This is a genomic window from Devosia sp. XK-2 (assembly GCF_037113415.1).
In the GTDB taxonomy this organism is placed as follows: domain Bacteria; phylum Pseudomonadota; class Alphaproteobacteria; order Rhizobiales; family Devosiaceae; genus Devosia.
Window position 1 is genome coordinate 2,507,501 of sequence record NZ_CP146608.1, and the last position, 14,727, is coordinate 2,522,227.

Annotated in this window: 14 protein-coding genes; 2 read left to right on the forward strand and 12 right to left on the reverse strand. The window is 60.9% G+C overall.

From position 1 onward, the window contains the following. The first annotated feature begins 559 nt into the window (after nucleotides 1-559). Nucleotides 560-1,144: a dihydrofolate reductase family protein gene (locus tag V8Z65_RS12300; protein WP_338720432.1), complete on the forward strand. Its 585-nt coding sequence runs from the start codon at nucleotides 560-562 to the stop codon at nucleotides 1,142-1,144. A 159-nt stretch (nucleotides 1,145-1,303) separates the two neighbouring features. Here the strand turns inward: V8Z65_RS12300 and V8Z65_RS12305 are convergent, their stop codons facing one another. The 9 genes from V8Z65_RS12305 to V8Z65_RS12345 all read right to left on the reverse strand — a co-directional run bounded on the left by V8Z65_RS12305 (nucleotide 1,304) and on the right by V8Z65_RS12345 (nucleotide 11,305). Further along, entirely contained in the window at nucleotides 1,304-2,044 is a 741-nt protein-coding gene (locus V8Z65_RS12305; RefSeq protein ID WP_338720434.1) for an ATP-binding cassette domain-containing protein, read from the reverse strand. A gap of 11 nt (nucleotides 2,045-2,055) precedes the next feature. Next, a complete protein-coding gene (locus V8Z65_RS12310; protein ID WP_338720436.1) occupies nucleotides 2,056-3,255 on the reverse strand; it encodes an alanine racemase in 1,200 nt (399 codons plus the stop codon). Nucleotides 3,256-3,265: 10 nt separating this feature from the next. After that, nucleotides 3,266-4,258: an ABC transporter permease gene (locus V8Z65_RS12315; protein WP_338720438.1), complete on the reverse strand. Its 993-nt coding sequence runs from the start codon at nucleotides 4,256-4,258 to the stop codon at nucleotides 3,266-3,268. Between the two features lie 59 nt (nucleotides 4,259-4,317). Further along, complete coding sequence (locus tag V8Z65_RS12320) at nucleotides 4,318-5,376, reverse strand: substrate-binding domain-containing protein (protein ID WP_338720440.1); 1,059 nt, start codon at nucleotides 5,374-5,376, stop codon at nucleotides 4,318-4,320. 27 nt (nucleotides 5,377-5,403) lie between these two features. Then, complete coding sequence (locus tag V8Z65_RS12325; RefSeq protein ID WP_338720442.1) at nucleotides 5,404-6,663, reverse strand: M20/M25/M40 family metallo-hydrolase; 1,260 nt, start codon at nucleotides 6,661-6,663, stop codon at nucleotides 5,404-5,406. Beyond that, entirely contained in the window at nucleotides 6,660-7,874 is a 1,215-nt protein-coding gene (locus tag V8Z65_RS12330) for an ROK family transcriptional regulator (protein ID WP_338720443.1), read from the reverse strand. The genes V8Z65_RS12325 and V8Z65_RS12330 overlap by 4 nt, the downstream gene beginning before the upstream one ends. A 427-nt stretch (nucleotides 7,875-8,301) precedes the next feature. Then, entirely contained in the window at nucleotides 8,302-9,096 is a 795-nt protein-coding gene (locus V8Z65_RS12335) for an ABC transporter ATP-binding protein (protein WP_338720444.1), read from the reverse strand. Continuing rightward, a complete protein-coding gene (locus tag V8Z65_RS12340; protein ID WP_338720445.1) occupies nucleotides 9,090-10,157 on the reverse strand; it encodes an iron ABC transporter permease in 1,068 nt (355 codons plus the stop codon). Before V8Z65_RS12340 ends, V8Z65_RS12335 begins: the two co-directional genes overlap by 7 nt. Nucleotides 10,158-10,159: 2 nt before the next feature. Then, nucleotides 10,160-11,305, reverse strand: a complete 1,146-nt coding sequence (locus V8Z65_RS12345; RefSeq protein ID WP_338720446.1) for an ABC transporter substrate-binding protein — start codon at nucleotides 11,303-11,305, stop codon at nucleotides 10,160-10,162. Nucleotides 11,306-11,407: 102 nt separating this feature from the next. On the opposite strand from V8Z65_RS12345, the gene V8Z65_RS12350 reads away from it, so the two are divergent. Beyond that, nucleotides 11,408-12,229 (forward strand): class I SAM-dependent methyltransferase, encoded by an 822-nt coding sequence (locus tag V8Z65_RS12350; RefSeq protein ID WP_338720447.1) that lies wholly within the window; start codon nucleotides 11,408-11,410, stop codon nucleotides 12,227-12,229. Between the two features lie 152 nt (nucleotides 12,230-12,381). On the opposite strand, the gene V8Z65_RS12355 is transcribed toward V8Z65_RS12350, so the two are convergent. From V8Z65_RS12355 to V8Z65_RS12365, 3 genes are all read right to left on the reverse strand, one after another. Next, nucleotides 12,382-13,122 carry a hypothetical protein gene (locus tag V8Z65_RS12355; protein ID WP_338720448.1) on the reverse strand — a complete coding sequence of 247 codons (741 nt, stop codon included), beginning with the start codon at nucleotides 13,120-13,122 and terminating at the stop codon, nucleotides 12,382-12,384. Nucleotides 13,123-13,432: 310 nt separating this feature from the next. Next, nucleotides 13,433-14,065, reverse strand: a complete 633-nt coding sequence (locus V8Z65_RS12360) for a tyrosine-type recombinase/integrase (RefSeq protein WP_338720449.1) — start codon at nucleotides 14,063-14,065, stop codon at nucleotides 13,433-13,435. A 219-nt stretch (nucleotides 14,066-14,284) separates the two neighbouring features. Next, complete coding sequence (locus V8Z65_RS12365) at nucleotides 14,285-14,722, reverse strand: type II 3-dehydroquinate dehydratase (RefSeq protein WP_338720450.1); 438 nt, start codon at nucleotides 14,720-14,722, stop codon at nucleotides 14,285-14,287. Between the last annotated feature and the right edge of the window lie 5 nt (nucleotides 14,723-14,727).

Below are 14,727 nucleotides of genomic sequence, written 5' to 3' on the forward strand. Positions count from 1 at the left end.
TCGACAAAGCCGAATTTTCCGAAGCTCTGTCGAATACGGTCATCGCCAAACGGCAATGTCGTGCCGCCAACGACTGGCGGATCGCGAGACTCAACAAATGACAGACATTCTCTTGGCGGTCGCGGCCGCTCACTCGGAGTACAAGGCGCGCGAACGTGGCCAAGGCGCCGCCAAGCTCGGTCGAAGCGATACGATCCGCCTCATACTTGGTCTCGTGGTCCTTAGCATTGTCTACGGCGGGCTATCACTTGCCAACCGCTCGTCTCAATCTGATTTAGCTGAGAAGCAAAGGTTCCAACATGTTGAACCTGCTCATGCGAATTGGAGTAATCGGTAGTGCCCTTCCGCGCTATCGAAGGCACAGTCGCACGGCCCGTTTGATGATGCCCCCCAACATCAGGGCGTGCCTTCGTTCCTACCAAGGCTATGAACAGATGAGGTGCAGCCCAACCAGTGCGTCTATTCGTGCCTGAGTGGACGGGGCCCTCGCAGATGGGGGTAGCGGAAATGGCCCGAGCTGTTCGGGACTGTGTTTGATTCAAAGCAGGAGGTAATGTCGATGGCCAAACTTGTCGTCAGTATTCTGAGTTCCCTCGACAACTACTGCGCCGGCCCTGGTGGTAGACTGGATAACCTGCCAATGGGCCCGGCGTTTGAAGCCCACAACCTCGACCTCATGCGCAACGCGGGAACGCTGCTGTTCGGTGCTGTCACATTTCCTATGTTCGAGGCCTATTGGCCAAATGTCGATCGCAGTCCGTCTGGTGAACCGATAAAACGCGAGATCGCAGATCGCGTCGACGCGTCACAGAAAGTCGTCGTCAGCAACTCCCTGGTCGTGCCACGAAAATCACCCTGGGCGAGCACCGAAGTCGTCCGACGCGAACGCGCGCATGCGCTAATTGCAGATCTCAAGGCCAAAGCTGGCAGGGACTTGTTGATCTTTGGAAGCCACGTTCTCTTCAATAGCTTGCTTGAACATGGCTTGGTCGACGAATTTCACCTTCTGGTTGGAAACGTTGTTTTGGGTGAGGGAGTGCGGGTGTTCGAACCGGGGTTGAGCGCTAGGTTCAGGATTTTGGGCCATCGCCAGCTTGCAGACTCAGATATTGCGGCCCTGCACTATGACTGCCGCCCCCAATGAGAAATTGGTCAACCTAGAACTGTGCCGCACAACACCTAGTGTCGCCCGGCTGCTGACAGCGAGCGACCGCTTTCGGGAACTCCTTATGGCAGGCTGAATGGCCGGAATGGGGCGCATTGCGGATGGCCGCATCCTGCAACCGCCCTTGGACCTGCAGGGTTACTGTGCGCTCAGACCGGTGATCATCGAAACGATCTCGTTCTTGTCGGTGTCAGCTGTCTTGCGGATGCCGATCTGCTTCCCGCGTCGCAGCACGCAGATCCTGTCCGATAAACGGAACACCTGATCTAGGCTATGGCTGATGATCAGTACCCCGATATTGCGCGCCTTAAGCCCGGCCACGATCTTTTCGACCTTGGCCGTTTCCGCGACGCCCAGCGCTGCGGTGGGTTCATCGAGCAGGATCAGCTTCTTGGCCCAGCGCGTGGCGCGGGCAATAGCAATGCCCTGCCTTTGCCCACCCGACAGGTCGCGGATAGTGGCGTGCGGTGAGGGAATGCGCACATCCAGCTCATCCACCAGGCGCTGGGTCTCCGCGATCATTGTCTTGCGATCAAGCTGTCCGAACGGTCCCTTAGTCACTTCACGCCCGAGGAACAGGTTCATATAGACCGATTGCTGATCGGCCAGCGCCAGGTCCTGATAGACGACCTCGATGCCATGCTCCCGGGCCTTGGTAGCGCTGGACATGGAGATACACTCTCCTTCGATGATGATATTGCCCGAGGTTGGGGCATGGACGCCGGAGATGATCTTGATCAACGTGGATTTACCCGCGCCATTGTCACCAACCAGGGCGACGATCTCGCCCGGCGCGATGGTGAGGCTGAAATCCTCGATGGCGACGACGCCGCCAAAGCTCTTGCGGATGTTGTTGAGGGCCAGAACGGGCTGGATCATTGCGGGCACTCCTAGACCGGCCAGGCCGCGGTGCGGCCAAAGCTGTCTTCGATGGTTTCCACCCTGGGCTTGCCGGTGGAAATGCCGGACACGCCCACGACATAGGCGCGGGTTACAAAGGCCTGGCCACGGAAGCCGAACACCGCCGTGTCGCCGGGACGCGGGGCAGCGGGGCCGTCGGCGTCGATCATGGCGTAGTAGTCGATGGCCGAGGGCGGCGGGATTTCCACCTCGCGCAAACTGCTGGAGGCCGTGGTGGGCTCGCGCGAGACCAGGGCCTTGACCGGATAATCGGGGAAAATCGGGTCGATATAGAAGCCACCGCCGAGGCAATAGGCCTTGCCACCGGAGAGATGCGACACCTCGGTGAGATAGAGCACGGCGGGCAGTTCGGGCAGGTCTTCCATGACATGGAGGGCCGTCGTGCCATGGAGGCCATTGCCGGGCTCGCATTGGGTAGCGCCGGCTTCGGCGAGGCCCTGCAGCAGCACCGACGAAGTGGTACCCGGGGCGTTGATTTCGACATTGCGACGGCCGGCTCTGTGGAGGGCTTCGGCAGCGCGGGACAGGGTCGCCAGGTTCGGTGTCGGTTTCACCTTGCGGGTTTCGTGGTCAAAGAGTAGCGCCGGAAAGGTGGTGATGCCTGCAAAGCGGCCGCCTTCGACCCGGTCGAGGCCATCGGCCACGGCGACGACGTCGGTGGCTTCAAAGCCGCCTTCGTGGCCGCGATAGAAGGTGTCGCCCTCGGCCTTGATACGGGCGAGAAGGTTTTGCCTGTAACCAGCTTTATGGGCCGCCTGCCCCGCTTCATGGGCCTTTTCGGCGTTGAAGACGGACCAGTAATCCGGGCGGAAGGTCGCCGCAGCGGCGTCGGCTTCGGCGCGGGCCACCTGCTGGAGGTGCCCCAGATGGCCCACCGGCATGCCAGCATTGTGGGTGGCGCGGGCGCAAGCCATGTCGACGGCGACAGATTTTTCGATGCCGCCACGCTGGACAGCCTGGCAGAAACTAGACGCGCGGCCGACCTGCTTGGTCATGGCAAAAATCTTGAGGCCATTTCTGTCGGCCTCGGCCTTGAGGATGCGGGCGTTGGCTTCCACAGCGTCGAGATCGAGCACATAAGCATTGGCCGGGATCTGGCCGGCCTGGTGCAGGGCCATGGATGCTTCGATGAAGGCCGGGTTGCGGCGGCGGAGAACGTCGAGAAACATTTTGGCTTTCCTAGCGAGAGGTTTCGCGCAGCGAGACGGCAACGGCGACCAGGATGATGAGACCGCGCACGATCATCTGGTCGGAAACGGAGAGGCCCATGAGGATGAGCCCATTGTTGAGCATGCCCATCATCAGGGAGCCGACCAAGGCGCCGATAATGGAGCCCTTGCCGCCATTGAGCAGCGTGCCGCCGACGATGACCGCGGCGATGACCGTCATCAGGTCGGTTTCGCCCAGGGTGTATTTGGCGGCTTGGAGACGGCCGGAATAGAGGAGCCCCGCAAGGCCCGCCATGGCGCCGCTGATGAGAAAGACCGAGAGGCGGACACGCCGCACCTTGATACCGGTGACCATGGCCGCCCGCGCATTGTCACCCGTCGCCAGCACATGCGCGCCATACTTGGTTTGCCGGAAGATGAAGTGGCCGATGGCAACCGCCGCAATGGTCCAGATGACCAGCGATGGAATGCCGAACAGATTGCCCGAACCGAACAGGCTCGTGAACACCGGGTCGGTGACCGGTATCGAGCGCAATTGCGTCAGCGAACGAGCGACACCGGCAAACAGGCCCATGGTGGCCAGTGTGACGAGGAACGAGGGCAGCCGCAGATAGGCGACCAGCGCCCCATTGACCAGCCCGACGAGCAGCCCCATGCCGAGCCCGGCGCCGAGCCCGGCGAGCAGCGCCGCCTGCGGAAATGCCGCCATGGCAATCGCCCCGCCAAGCGCTGAAACTGCAACAGTGGAGCCGATCGAAAGGTCGATCTCGCCGGCCGACAGGGCGAACACCAGCCCGATCGCCATGATCGTCACCGGCGCGGTCTGCAGGATGATGTTGACCAGGTTCCGCTGGGTGAGGAAGCCACTGTCGCGCAGCACTACCGCGAAGAACAGGAAAATGGCGAGGAAGCCGACATAGACGACATAGTGCTGCAGATTGGCGCCGGCGAGGCGGTTGAGCAGCGACGGTGTCGAGCGAGTGGCGGTCTGGGGCGCGGTCATGGCTGCCTCATCGGAGAAGGGGTTGAGGCGGGAGCACGATTGCCCCCGCCCCGGGAGGATTACTGTGCGGCCAGGACCGAGGCCGGGGCATCGCGGTGCAGCGACTGCTGCCAGCCTTCGGCAACATTGCCGGCGGTGACGGTCAAAGCCGGCGCGACGACGAAGGCCGGCGATTCTTCGCCAAGCAGGGCCTTGAGGCCAACGGCAGCCATGGCGCGGCCCAATTCATAAGCCTCGTCGGCGACGATGCCAGCGACATTGCCGCCCTTGACCATGTCGAGCGCGATCGGCTCGGAGAGGTCGAGGGTGACGATCTTGGTCGTGGTATTGCCAGCGCTGCGCAGGGCGGCCAGTACACCATCGGCCGGCTCGGCCCAGGTGACATAGATGCCGTCGAGTTCAGGGTTCTGCAGCAGCATGGCGCTGGCCAGTTCCTCGGCGCGGGCTGGATCGGAGATGCCCTGTTCGGCAACGATCTTGATGCCTGTGTGGTCGTTCTCGATCGTGGTCTTGAACGCCTGGTCGCGCTGGTTGGTCACGTAGTAGCTGGCGTCGTGGAAGATATAGCCCACTTCACCCTCGCCACCGATGGCTTCGGCCAGAACGTCGGCAGCCTGCTTGCCCATCTGGAACAGGTCGTCCGTGACGATGGCGGCATAGTCGGTGCCATGGACATAGTCGGCCGGCAGGTTGGAGAGGAAAACCAGTTCCACACCCGTCGCGGTCGCTTCCTTGAAGGCCGCGGCGGAGGTCACCGGATCGAGCGGCAGCGACAGGATGACGTTGGGACCTGCCGAGAGGGCGGTTTCAATATCCGAGCGCTGCTTGGCGGCGTCGAAACCGGCATCGGTGGTGACGACGACTTCAACACCGGCGCGGGCGAATTCGTCATTGGCGCCAGCCGAGACGGCGTTGATGAAATCGGACGAGGTGTGCCAGAGCAGCGCGGCCTTGTAGCCCTTGCCGGTCAGGGCGGCGATATTGTCGTCGCTGAGGACAACGTCGGACGAGGGCGTGGCGCTTTCGCCATTGGGGCCCACGGTCTGGGCAATGGCGGCGATAGGGTTGAGCAGCGTAGCGGCCAGGAGGGCCGCTGCGAGCTTGGTCGTGGTCTTCATGTTCAGTCTCCCTTGAACGAATTTTCCCTAGTTGTTGTCTTCCATGCCGCAGAAGCGGGCGATGAAACTGGCAAAGGCGACGACGCCGGCGAGGTATTCCTCGACGCTGACGCGTTCCTCGAAAGTGTGGCAGTTGCGGATGTCGCCGGGCGCGCAATAGACCGCCGGGATGCCGAGGCCGTTGACGAAGAACGGACTCTCCGACCAGAACGGCGCCCCCTCGATGCCCCCTCGCCCTTCCATGGCCTGGCCCACACTATCCTGCAGCAGAGCCAGCGCAGGATGGGTCAGGTCGATCTCGGCGGCGGTGCCGCCCAAGGCATGATCGCGTCCCGCCGGATAGGCGATGTCGACCGTGATCTCCGGATCGGTAACGGCGCCCCGGATGACGAAATCAAGCTCGGCGGCGGCGGCGTCGAGGCTTTCGCCCGGTAGGAGCTTGCGGATGAGCGAGAGAGTGCAGCGTTCGGGGACGGCGATGAATCCACCACCCTGAAGCGTGGTGATGAGCAGGAAACCTCGGCCGACCAGGGGATGCTCCGCCCGGGTCGAGATGGCGTCGGAATGAGCCCAGAGGGCGGTCATCACCGCATGGCTGGCCTTGAGCGCGTCGCGCCCCAGTTCGGGTACGCCGAAATAGGCGGATTTGCCTGTGATGGTGATGTCGGCAATGAAAAAGCCGATTTGTGCGGGATAAACGGCAAGCTGGGTGGGCTCGGTATAGACGACGAAATCGGGACGCGGCAGTTCGCCCGAGGCAATCCGCGCCACATGGGCCTTCACGCCCGCCGAGACACCGCTGCCCGGCTCGCCACTTTCCTCGTCGCCAACAAAGGCGAAATCGACGTCGCCCTTGAGTTTGATCCCGGCCCGATCAAGCAGGCTCAGGGCGGCGAGACTGGAGCAGATGCCGGCTTTCAAGTCGCCCGCGCCGCGGCCCCAGATTTCGCCATCAATGATCGGCGCGCCGAAGGGATTCTCCCTGACGTCGCCGGCCCAATGCTGTTCCCAACCTTCGACATGCACCGTGTCGGTATGGCCGATGAAAAGCAGCCGCTTGCCTGCGCCCATGCCGGAACGCTTGCCGCGGATATTGGGACGGCCGAGTTCGAACTCCCTCACGTCGATGTCTTCAAGCCCGCGCGACTGCATCTGGCCCTGCAGATAGTCGACCATGCTGGCTTCGTTACCGGTAACGCTGTTGCGACCAATGGCGCCGCGCAGCAGGTCGATGGCGTCGTCGCGGTCCATGGCTGAGAGGAGGCGGTTGTGCAGGTTCTGGCTCATCGAAGCAGCTCCCGCATGGAGACTGCATTGGCGGGCGGCAGGGAAATGCGCGATTCCGGCGTGTCGGCACCGAAGAGCGTATTGTGCAGGTGGCCGAGGCCAATGGCAGCTGCGCCGACGAGAGCCGCGTGATTGCCCAAGACACTGGCCTCAATCTCGACCGGATAGGGGAAACAGAGCGGCAGGACCTGCCGCACTTTTTCAACCAGTTCGGGCCGCGAGCCAATCGAGCCGCCGAGGATGACTTTTTGCGGGTTGGCGATAGCGGCGATGGCGCCGATGCCCCGGGCCAGCAGACGGGCGGTCTCGTCGAGTACAGCCACGGCAGCCGACTCGCCTGCATTGGCCTTGTCGAAGATTGCCGGAACAGTTGCGTCGTGCCCAGCCGCGTCGCGATAGCGCTGCAGGATGCCATGGGACGCCGTCACGCGCTCAAAGGCACCTGCCCGTAGCGATTCTGGCTCAAATGGGTCGGCACCGAAGGGCAAGAAGCCCAGTTCGCCGGCCGCATTGGTGGCGCCACGCACCAGTTGGCCATTGAGCATCAACCCACTGCCGACGCCGGTTCCCAGGGCGATAAAGGCGAGATTGTCGATGCCCTGCCCCGCACCCAACCAGCTTTCGCCCAGCACGGCCAAGTTAACGTCATTCTCGATCATGGCCTCGAAGCCGAGTGCGGCTTGGAGCGCGGTGGCCACGTCCATCTGGTCGAAACCAGCAATGTTGGGTGCCAGCAGCACCCGACCCGTTTCGGGCTGCGGCGCACCGGGGGCACCAATAACGGCAATGCGCAGTTTCGAGCGCGGCACGCCGCCCTTGTCGGCGGCGGCCCAGCACAGGGCCGCGATCTGCTCGCAGACGGCCCTGCCGCCATCGGGATGGGTCGGCTCGGCAACCTCGGACAGGACGTGACTGGACAGGTCGCAGATGGCGACCCGCACCTTTGTGCCCCCCAAATCGACAGCGGCGATATAGGCGGCCGAGGGGACCAGTTCGTAGGTGACAGCAGTGCGGCCGACATGACCGCTGGTGCGCCCGGTTTCCTGCACCCAGCCCTCGTCTTCGAGCTGGCGCATGATCTCGGAGATAGTCTGCTTGGAGAGTCCTGTCTGCTTGGCCAGCGAGGCTCGTGAGACCGAACCGCCCTGCACAATCGCCTCCATAACGGAGCGAAGGGAAAACTGCCGCGAAATTCGAATGGCCTGGCTCACATCGACGCCTTAATTAGTTCGGTGACTGACCGAACTAATCATGACGCATTGGATTGAGTCAAGTGACCCATCAACGGCGAGCTCGCGCCAGACATTCGGATGGGAAGTTATCTCAGCGCGGCGAGGTCCCTGAGAATGGTGTCTGACCATTCCTGCAGAGCACTTCGAAAAAGGGGAGGTTATGGATGGTCGGCTCGTTGGCCCGAAATTGTCCTGCGTTTTCAATCAGCTCTGCACTGAAGATTTACTCCATCGTCTTCCGGGCTCTCATGGCTCAGGTGACGGAGCGCACCGTAGAAGTCCCGTTCGGGGACAGACAACGGCAACCCTCGAGTAAAGAAGGACGGCAACTTTCGGGACGTCTTTAGCTCTAACCGGATGACCGTTTTCGGGCGCTAAGCTGCCAGACCAAAACAATTATGCTCTCTCAAGCGGCGCGAGTATCCGAGAGCTCCGCTTGACCCTCGCCTTTGGCAACGCTGTCGACGATAATCTGCAACTGGCCTTGCGAGCAGCGCTCGATGCGCGCATCAATCCGATAGACGTCGCGGAGTAGCTGGCGGGTGATGACGTCGCCGGTTGCACCCACGCCCCTCAGTCCACCGCGCTCGATGACCAGGACTTTATCGGCAAAACGCATGGCTTGGTTCAGGTCATGGATGGCGATGAACACGATCATTCTGCGCTCGCGCGCCACCTGCTGCATGAAATCGAGCACTTCCATCTGCCGGTGCAGGTCCAGCGCACTGGTGGGCTCGTCCATCAGCAATATGTCCGGTTCGCGCACCAGCGTCTGCGCTATGCCCACGAGCTGACGCTGTCCGCCGCTCAACTCGCCGAGGTTGCGGAAGGCAATATCGGTGATATCGATGGCACTCATCACGCCATCGATCAGCGCCAGGTCCTCGTCGCTGACCTTCCAGCCAGACCCCTGCTTACGAGCGAGCAGGATGGATTCGTAGACCGTGAGGACAGCGTTGGCCGAGGTGTCCTGCGGCATATAGCTGATAGCGCGCTTACCCTTTTCTGAGCCTTCAACCCGCACCATTCCGGGGCCTTGCAACAGGCCGGCCATACGCTTGAACAGGGTGGACTTTCCTGCAGCGTTGGGACCGATGACTGCGATAATCTCGCCGGACGAGAAGGTCGGTGTGGTGATGCCCGACACGGTCAACCGCCGCCCGTAATAGGCACCAATGTCCTCAAGCGCGATAGTTACCATGACCGCCTCACATTGGAGAGAATGAGCGAGAAGAAGAAGGGCACGCCGACCAGTGCCGTTATGATGCCGATGGGAAATACCACGCCCGGCAGAATGGATTTCGAGACCACCGAAGTGGTCGACAACAGCAATGCTCCCGCCAGGATCGAGGTGGGCAGGAAGAAGCGCTGATCCTCGCCCACCAGCATACGCGCGATATGGGGGCCGACCAGCCCGACAAAACCGATCGTGCCGACGAAACTGACCGGAACGGCCGCTAACAGCGCGACGATCAGCATGGTTTCGAGCCGGATGCGGCGCACGTTCACACCGAAGCTGGCGGCCTTGTCTTCGCCCAGTCTGATGGCTGTAAGCGCCCAGGCATGGCGCGCGAACAACGGCAGGGTAAGGACCAGAATAGCCGTGGTTATCCAGATCTTTTCCCATGTCGCCTTGGTCAGGCTGCCCATGGTCCAAAATACCACGCTCTGTAGAGCCTGTTCGGAAGCGACATATTGCAGGAAGGCCAGCAGCGCATTGAAGGTGAAGACCAGCGCAATGCCCAATAGCACGACAGTCTGCACGGTTACGCCGCGCGCCTGCGAGATAAAGTGGATGATGAGGGTGGCGACCAGCGCCATAACGAAGGCATTGACCGGCACCATGAAATTGGTGGCGAGTGGGATGATCGACACGCCCAGCACGATGGCAATTGCCGCGCCGAAGCTGGCGGCCGCGGAAATACCGAGGGTGAAGGGGCTGGCAAGTGGATTGGCCAGGATTGTCTGCATCTGGGCGCCGGCGAGCGAGAGCGCAGCACCAGTGATAATGGCCATCAGCGCTATGGGCATGCGGATATCCCAGACCACGACGCGGATCTTGTCGGACACGCTGCCGGGCGAAACGATGGCGGATGCGACATCGGTCAGCGCGTAGCGAGCGGGACCCCAGGCGATATCGACGGTGAAGCTCAGTGCCAAAGTAATGGCGAAGCCGACAATGATAAGAATGCGCCGCCATGCAAGGGCGCGGTAAAGACCGCGTCCTTCATGGGCAACTGGATCGGCGGTTGCCGTAGCCATGACTATTCCTCGTTCAGCGCCAGCCAATAGCCGGGCTGGTAGGGAACGGGCAGGAAGCGCTCGTGGAATTCACGGAAAGTGGCATCGGGGTCCAGATTGGCAAACAGATCGGGATGGAACCACTTGGCCATCTGCTGGATGGGTGCGAACTGATACGGGCTGGCATAGAACTGGTGCCAGATGGCGTAGACCTTGCCACTCTGGACGGCCTGGGCGTCGGTAAAGGCGGGCTGTTCCATGAGGGCAGCGAGGGCGACACGACTGGCATCGGCCGTGGCAGCGGCGTTAGGCCCGACATTGACGTAGGACGGGCCATCAGCGCTGGTCGATGGCGAATTGGTCCAGTCCGACCCGGTCACCACGATGATTTGGGGATTGGAGGCAATCACCTGTTCGGGGTTGATCGTGCCAGTATAGCCAGGCAGGAATTCCGCACCCAGGTTGATGCCGCCAGCCATTTCGACCATCTTGCCGTAATTGTCGGTGCCGAAGCTGCCGCAGCAATCGCCCAGACCTGCCGCCCGATACATGAAGACGACCGGCTTTTCCGGATTGGCCTGGGCCAGCACATCGGTGACGCGGGCGGTCTGTTCATCCCAGAAGGCGATGATTTCCTCGGCGCGCTCGCTCTTGTCGAAGAGCTGGCCGAGCACGCGCAGACTGGGCTTGGTATTGTCGATGATGTGCTCGCGGAAATCGACATAGACAAGCTGCACGCCGACTTGGCTGAGCATTTCCTCGAGCTTGACCTCATCCGCGGCCTTCTTGGAGCCGATAGTGAGAAGCATGACATCGGGCGCCAGGTCCACCACCGTTTCAGCCTGCAGCGTTCCGTCGGTGAGATTGCCCAGGAAGGGGATATCGGCGGCCTCGGGGAAGGCCGCCAGGTAGTTGTTGAAGCCGGTCAGGTCCGTGGTGTTGAGGTCATTGCGCCAGGCGACGACATGGGCAAACGGGTTTTCCGTCTCGATGGCCGCCAGGGCGTAGACCAGCCGGCCTTCGCCCAGAACGACCCGCTCTACCGGACCATCGAAAGCGACTTCACGTCCTGCCACATCGGTGACTGTGAAGGGATCGGCAAGGCTCGTGACAGGCAAAAAGAGGACGGTCCCGGCCAAGGCGGCCAGGGCAGTGTTGCGAATGGACATTGCCACACACTCCGGTGTTGAAAGACACCCCGGCCTATGAAATATGACAAACAGAATCAAGAATTATCTTTTAGAGCGATTCCAGTATGTTGGGGTATGTCCATGAATGAGCTAAGCAATTATTCCATCCGCGATGAAATCCGCGAATTCTGGTCCGAGCGCGCCGCAACCTTCGACCAGAGCGTGGGCCACGAAGTGTTCAGCGAGGCCGAGCGGAAGGCTTGGCATCGTCTCGTTCGCAAGCATCTCGGCGAGGGCAATGGACGACCCCTGCTGGACCTAGCATGTGGTACAGCGGTGATTTCCCACCTGATGAACGACATGGGGTTCAAGGTGACGGGCATCGACTGGTCCGAGGCCATGCTGAAACAAGCCCGCGCCAAGGCGGCAAAGCGCGGCACCGATATCCGCTTTATCATGCGGGACGCCGAAAATACCGGCGAACCCGATGCCAGCTATGAGGCCATTACCAACCGCCACCTGGTCTGGACATTGGTTGACGTGCCTGCCTGCTTTGCCGAATGGTATCGGCTGCTCAAGCCTGGCGGTAGGCTGCTGATCATTGACGGCAATATGGGTAGGCAAAGCTGGGTATCGCGGCTACATAATTCCATCAATCGCCTACTCGGCCGGCCCGGCCCAAAAGGCCATATGGGTCCGGTCATGGCAGAGCGGCATCGCCGCATAAGGGAGCGCGTCTATTTCAGTGATGGCATGCCTGCTGAAGCGGTTGTTACACTGCTGAAAGCCGCAGGCTTCGCGGACATCGTCATCGACCGCAAGATGGGCGATATCCACTGGGCGCAGGCGCGGAGAATGCCTTTCTGGCGGGCCGCGGAGCGGCTCGCATCAGAGCGCTTCGCGATTTGCGCAACCAAACCGCAGGAGAACGGCGGCTTTCCAGAACGCATCGTATGCGCTTGAACAGCAGAAAAGGGGCGCATTTCTGCCTGGCGGAACGCGACCCCGTTTCGGCCTTGCAGACTGGTGTACGCGAAGCTTGGAAGGGGACACCGTGATCTAGTTCATCTTGCAATGCAGCATATCGGCTGTCGCGCCTTCCGGTCAGGGAAGGGTCAATGAAGCGGCGTTACGACACCGCGAAAGATCTCCGCTACCGCGCTCGAGAACGATAGCCATTCGGCATCAGATGGCGGTGGGTTTTCGCCAGCCAGCAAGAATACGATACGGTAGTAAGTTGTCGGCGTTAGGGCCCGGGAATGCGAGCATTCGTAGTTGCCGCTTTTGGGCCGCTTCTCGCAGAGAACCGCGACTGGGCCATCGGCCAATTGCCCCTCCCAGTATGCCCTCCCGTCTTTGCGTACAGTCATGGCACCATCCTGGCTCACCGGCGCAGCCAAGGGTCGTTCCGGTCTTGGACGATCCAAGTGCGTTCCGATCTCGCGCGCCGGTGCTTTTTCCCTGACGTTGAATAGAAGTCCTTTTTCAAGCAGGGGAACCTGGCAGAGGGAAACCAGACTGGTTGGTAGCTGAGGATTTGACGCGCAGTTCAAGAAGTAGGTGAAGGCTAAAGCTTGGAGCACGTCGCCCCCAGAAATGGCTCGCCAAGCGGCATTGGCTTTTTCTGGCGACATTGGTTCCAATGCCGGAAGTCCGGGTTCTCCAAAATAGAAAGTTTCGCCCAAGGTCGGATCGAGTGCACCAGGCAACGTGCCAATCCCATGCACGGTCAATGCAGGGGTCGGGGTCAGCACAAACCTTTCGTAGCCAACCTGTATTTGGATGTCATCATACCCAGTCGATTGGGCCGAGGTGGTTATCGTACCGATGGCTGAAATGCACAGCAGCATGAGCACTGATAGAACTTTCCGCATTTCCACCTACCGTCACCAGTGTCCGCTTTCGCGCCATCTTGCCCCAAAGGCGTCCTTCCGCAAACCACCCCCAAGTGGCCTATACGTGCGCGACCGGCGATGTCCGGTTTTGGGAATTCTGGACTGCACGTCGAATGGCCGGAATGGGGCGCATCTGCGATGGTCTGGATGTGCTCATTGGAAAAGACGCGATCATGGATTTTCTGACCGTCCTGTTGCCGAGTTCGAACTGAGGATCGTGGACCGGCGGTGTTCTCCTGCGCGGCCTCACCTGAGGTGGGGCCGCTGATCGTCAGACTTCGGTGTGTTCCGCCAGTTCCAGTGCGTCTTCGACATCGACGCCCAGATGCCGAACCGTGTTCTCGATCTTGGTATGGCCAAGAAGGATCTGCACGGCGCGGAGATTGCCGGTGGCCTTGTAGATAAGCGAGGCCTTGGTGCGCCGGAGCGAGTGCGTGCCGTACTCCTCCTTGCGCAGACCTATGGCAGTCACCCATTCATCGACTAGTCGGGCATATTGCCTGGTGCTCAGGTGGTCGTTTGGATCAGCTCGGCTGGGAAAGGCGAAATCCTCTACCGAGCCCCCTCGCCTCTCGAGCCATGCCAACAAACTTGTTCTGGCATCGCTCGTGATCTCAAACTGCACCGGTCGGCCTGTCTTCTGTTGAATGACCATCGCCCGGGCGCGGATGTCATGACCGGACACCAGTGTGCCGATCTTGAGTTTGACCAAATCGCAACCGCGCAACTTGCTGTCGATGGCCAGATCAAATAGCGCCCGGTCGCGCATTCGCCCCTCCCGATCCAGAAAGAACCGGATTGCCCAGATCTGACGCACCCTGAGTGCCCGCTTGGCTCCGACTTGCCGACCGGCGTTCCACGCCGGCCGACCTCTGGCGGCGGGGTCATATTGTGAGATACCCATTTTCATTCTCCTTTGGCCAACATCGGCCAATCGGAGAACGATTAAGGCGAACAGTTCGTCAGCCGGCGCCATGCAGCCTCGGGAGAACTTCCCCCTGCCGCACAATTCTCCTCGGTAGCGCCTCCAGCGGGGCCGGTTGCGGACGGAGCGGTATTGGCTCAATTGGCACCATACCGGACTACGCCAGTGCTCTTGTTGGCCCATATCTGCTGCCTGGATTCAGCCAGCTAAAGGCAGTAGCCGAATAAGCGCCTTTACCGCGACTTCGTAGCCATGGGCCCCAAGGCCTGCGATCACTGCGTCGGCGCGCATCGAGACATAGGAGCGATGATAGATCGGCTCTCTCTTGTGAATATTAGAGATATGCAGTTCGATCACAGGGCCCTCCACCATCTTCAAGGCATCAAGCAGAGCCAGTGAGGTGAAGGTAAAGGCTGCGGGATTGATCACAATTCCGGCGCCCTCATCGATTGCCTCATGAACCAAACCGATGAGTTTTTCTTCGCTGTTGGTCTGGTGAAATACAACCCCTTGCTCGCCGGCTGCAGCCCTGCACATGGCCTCTACCTCGGTCAGTGTCGTCGTACCGTAAATGTGCGGCTCGCGCTTTCCCAAGCGATTAAGATTGGGGCCATTGAGAACGTAGATAGGCTTCATTTCAT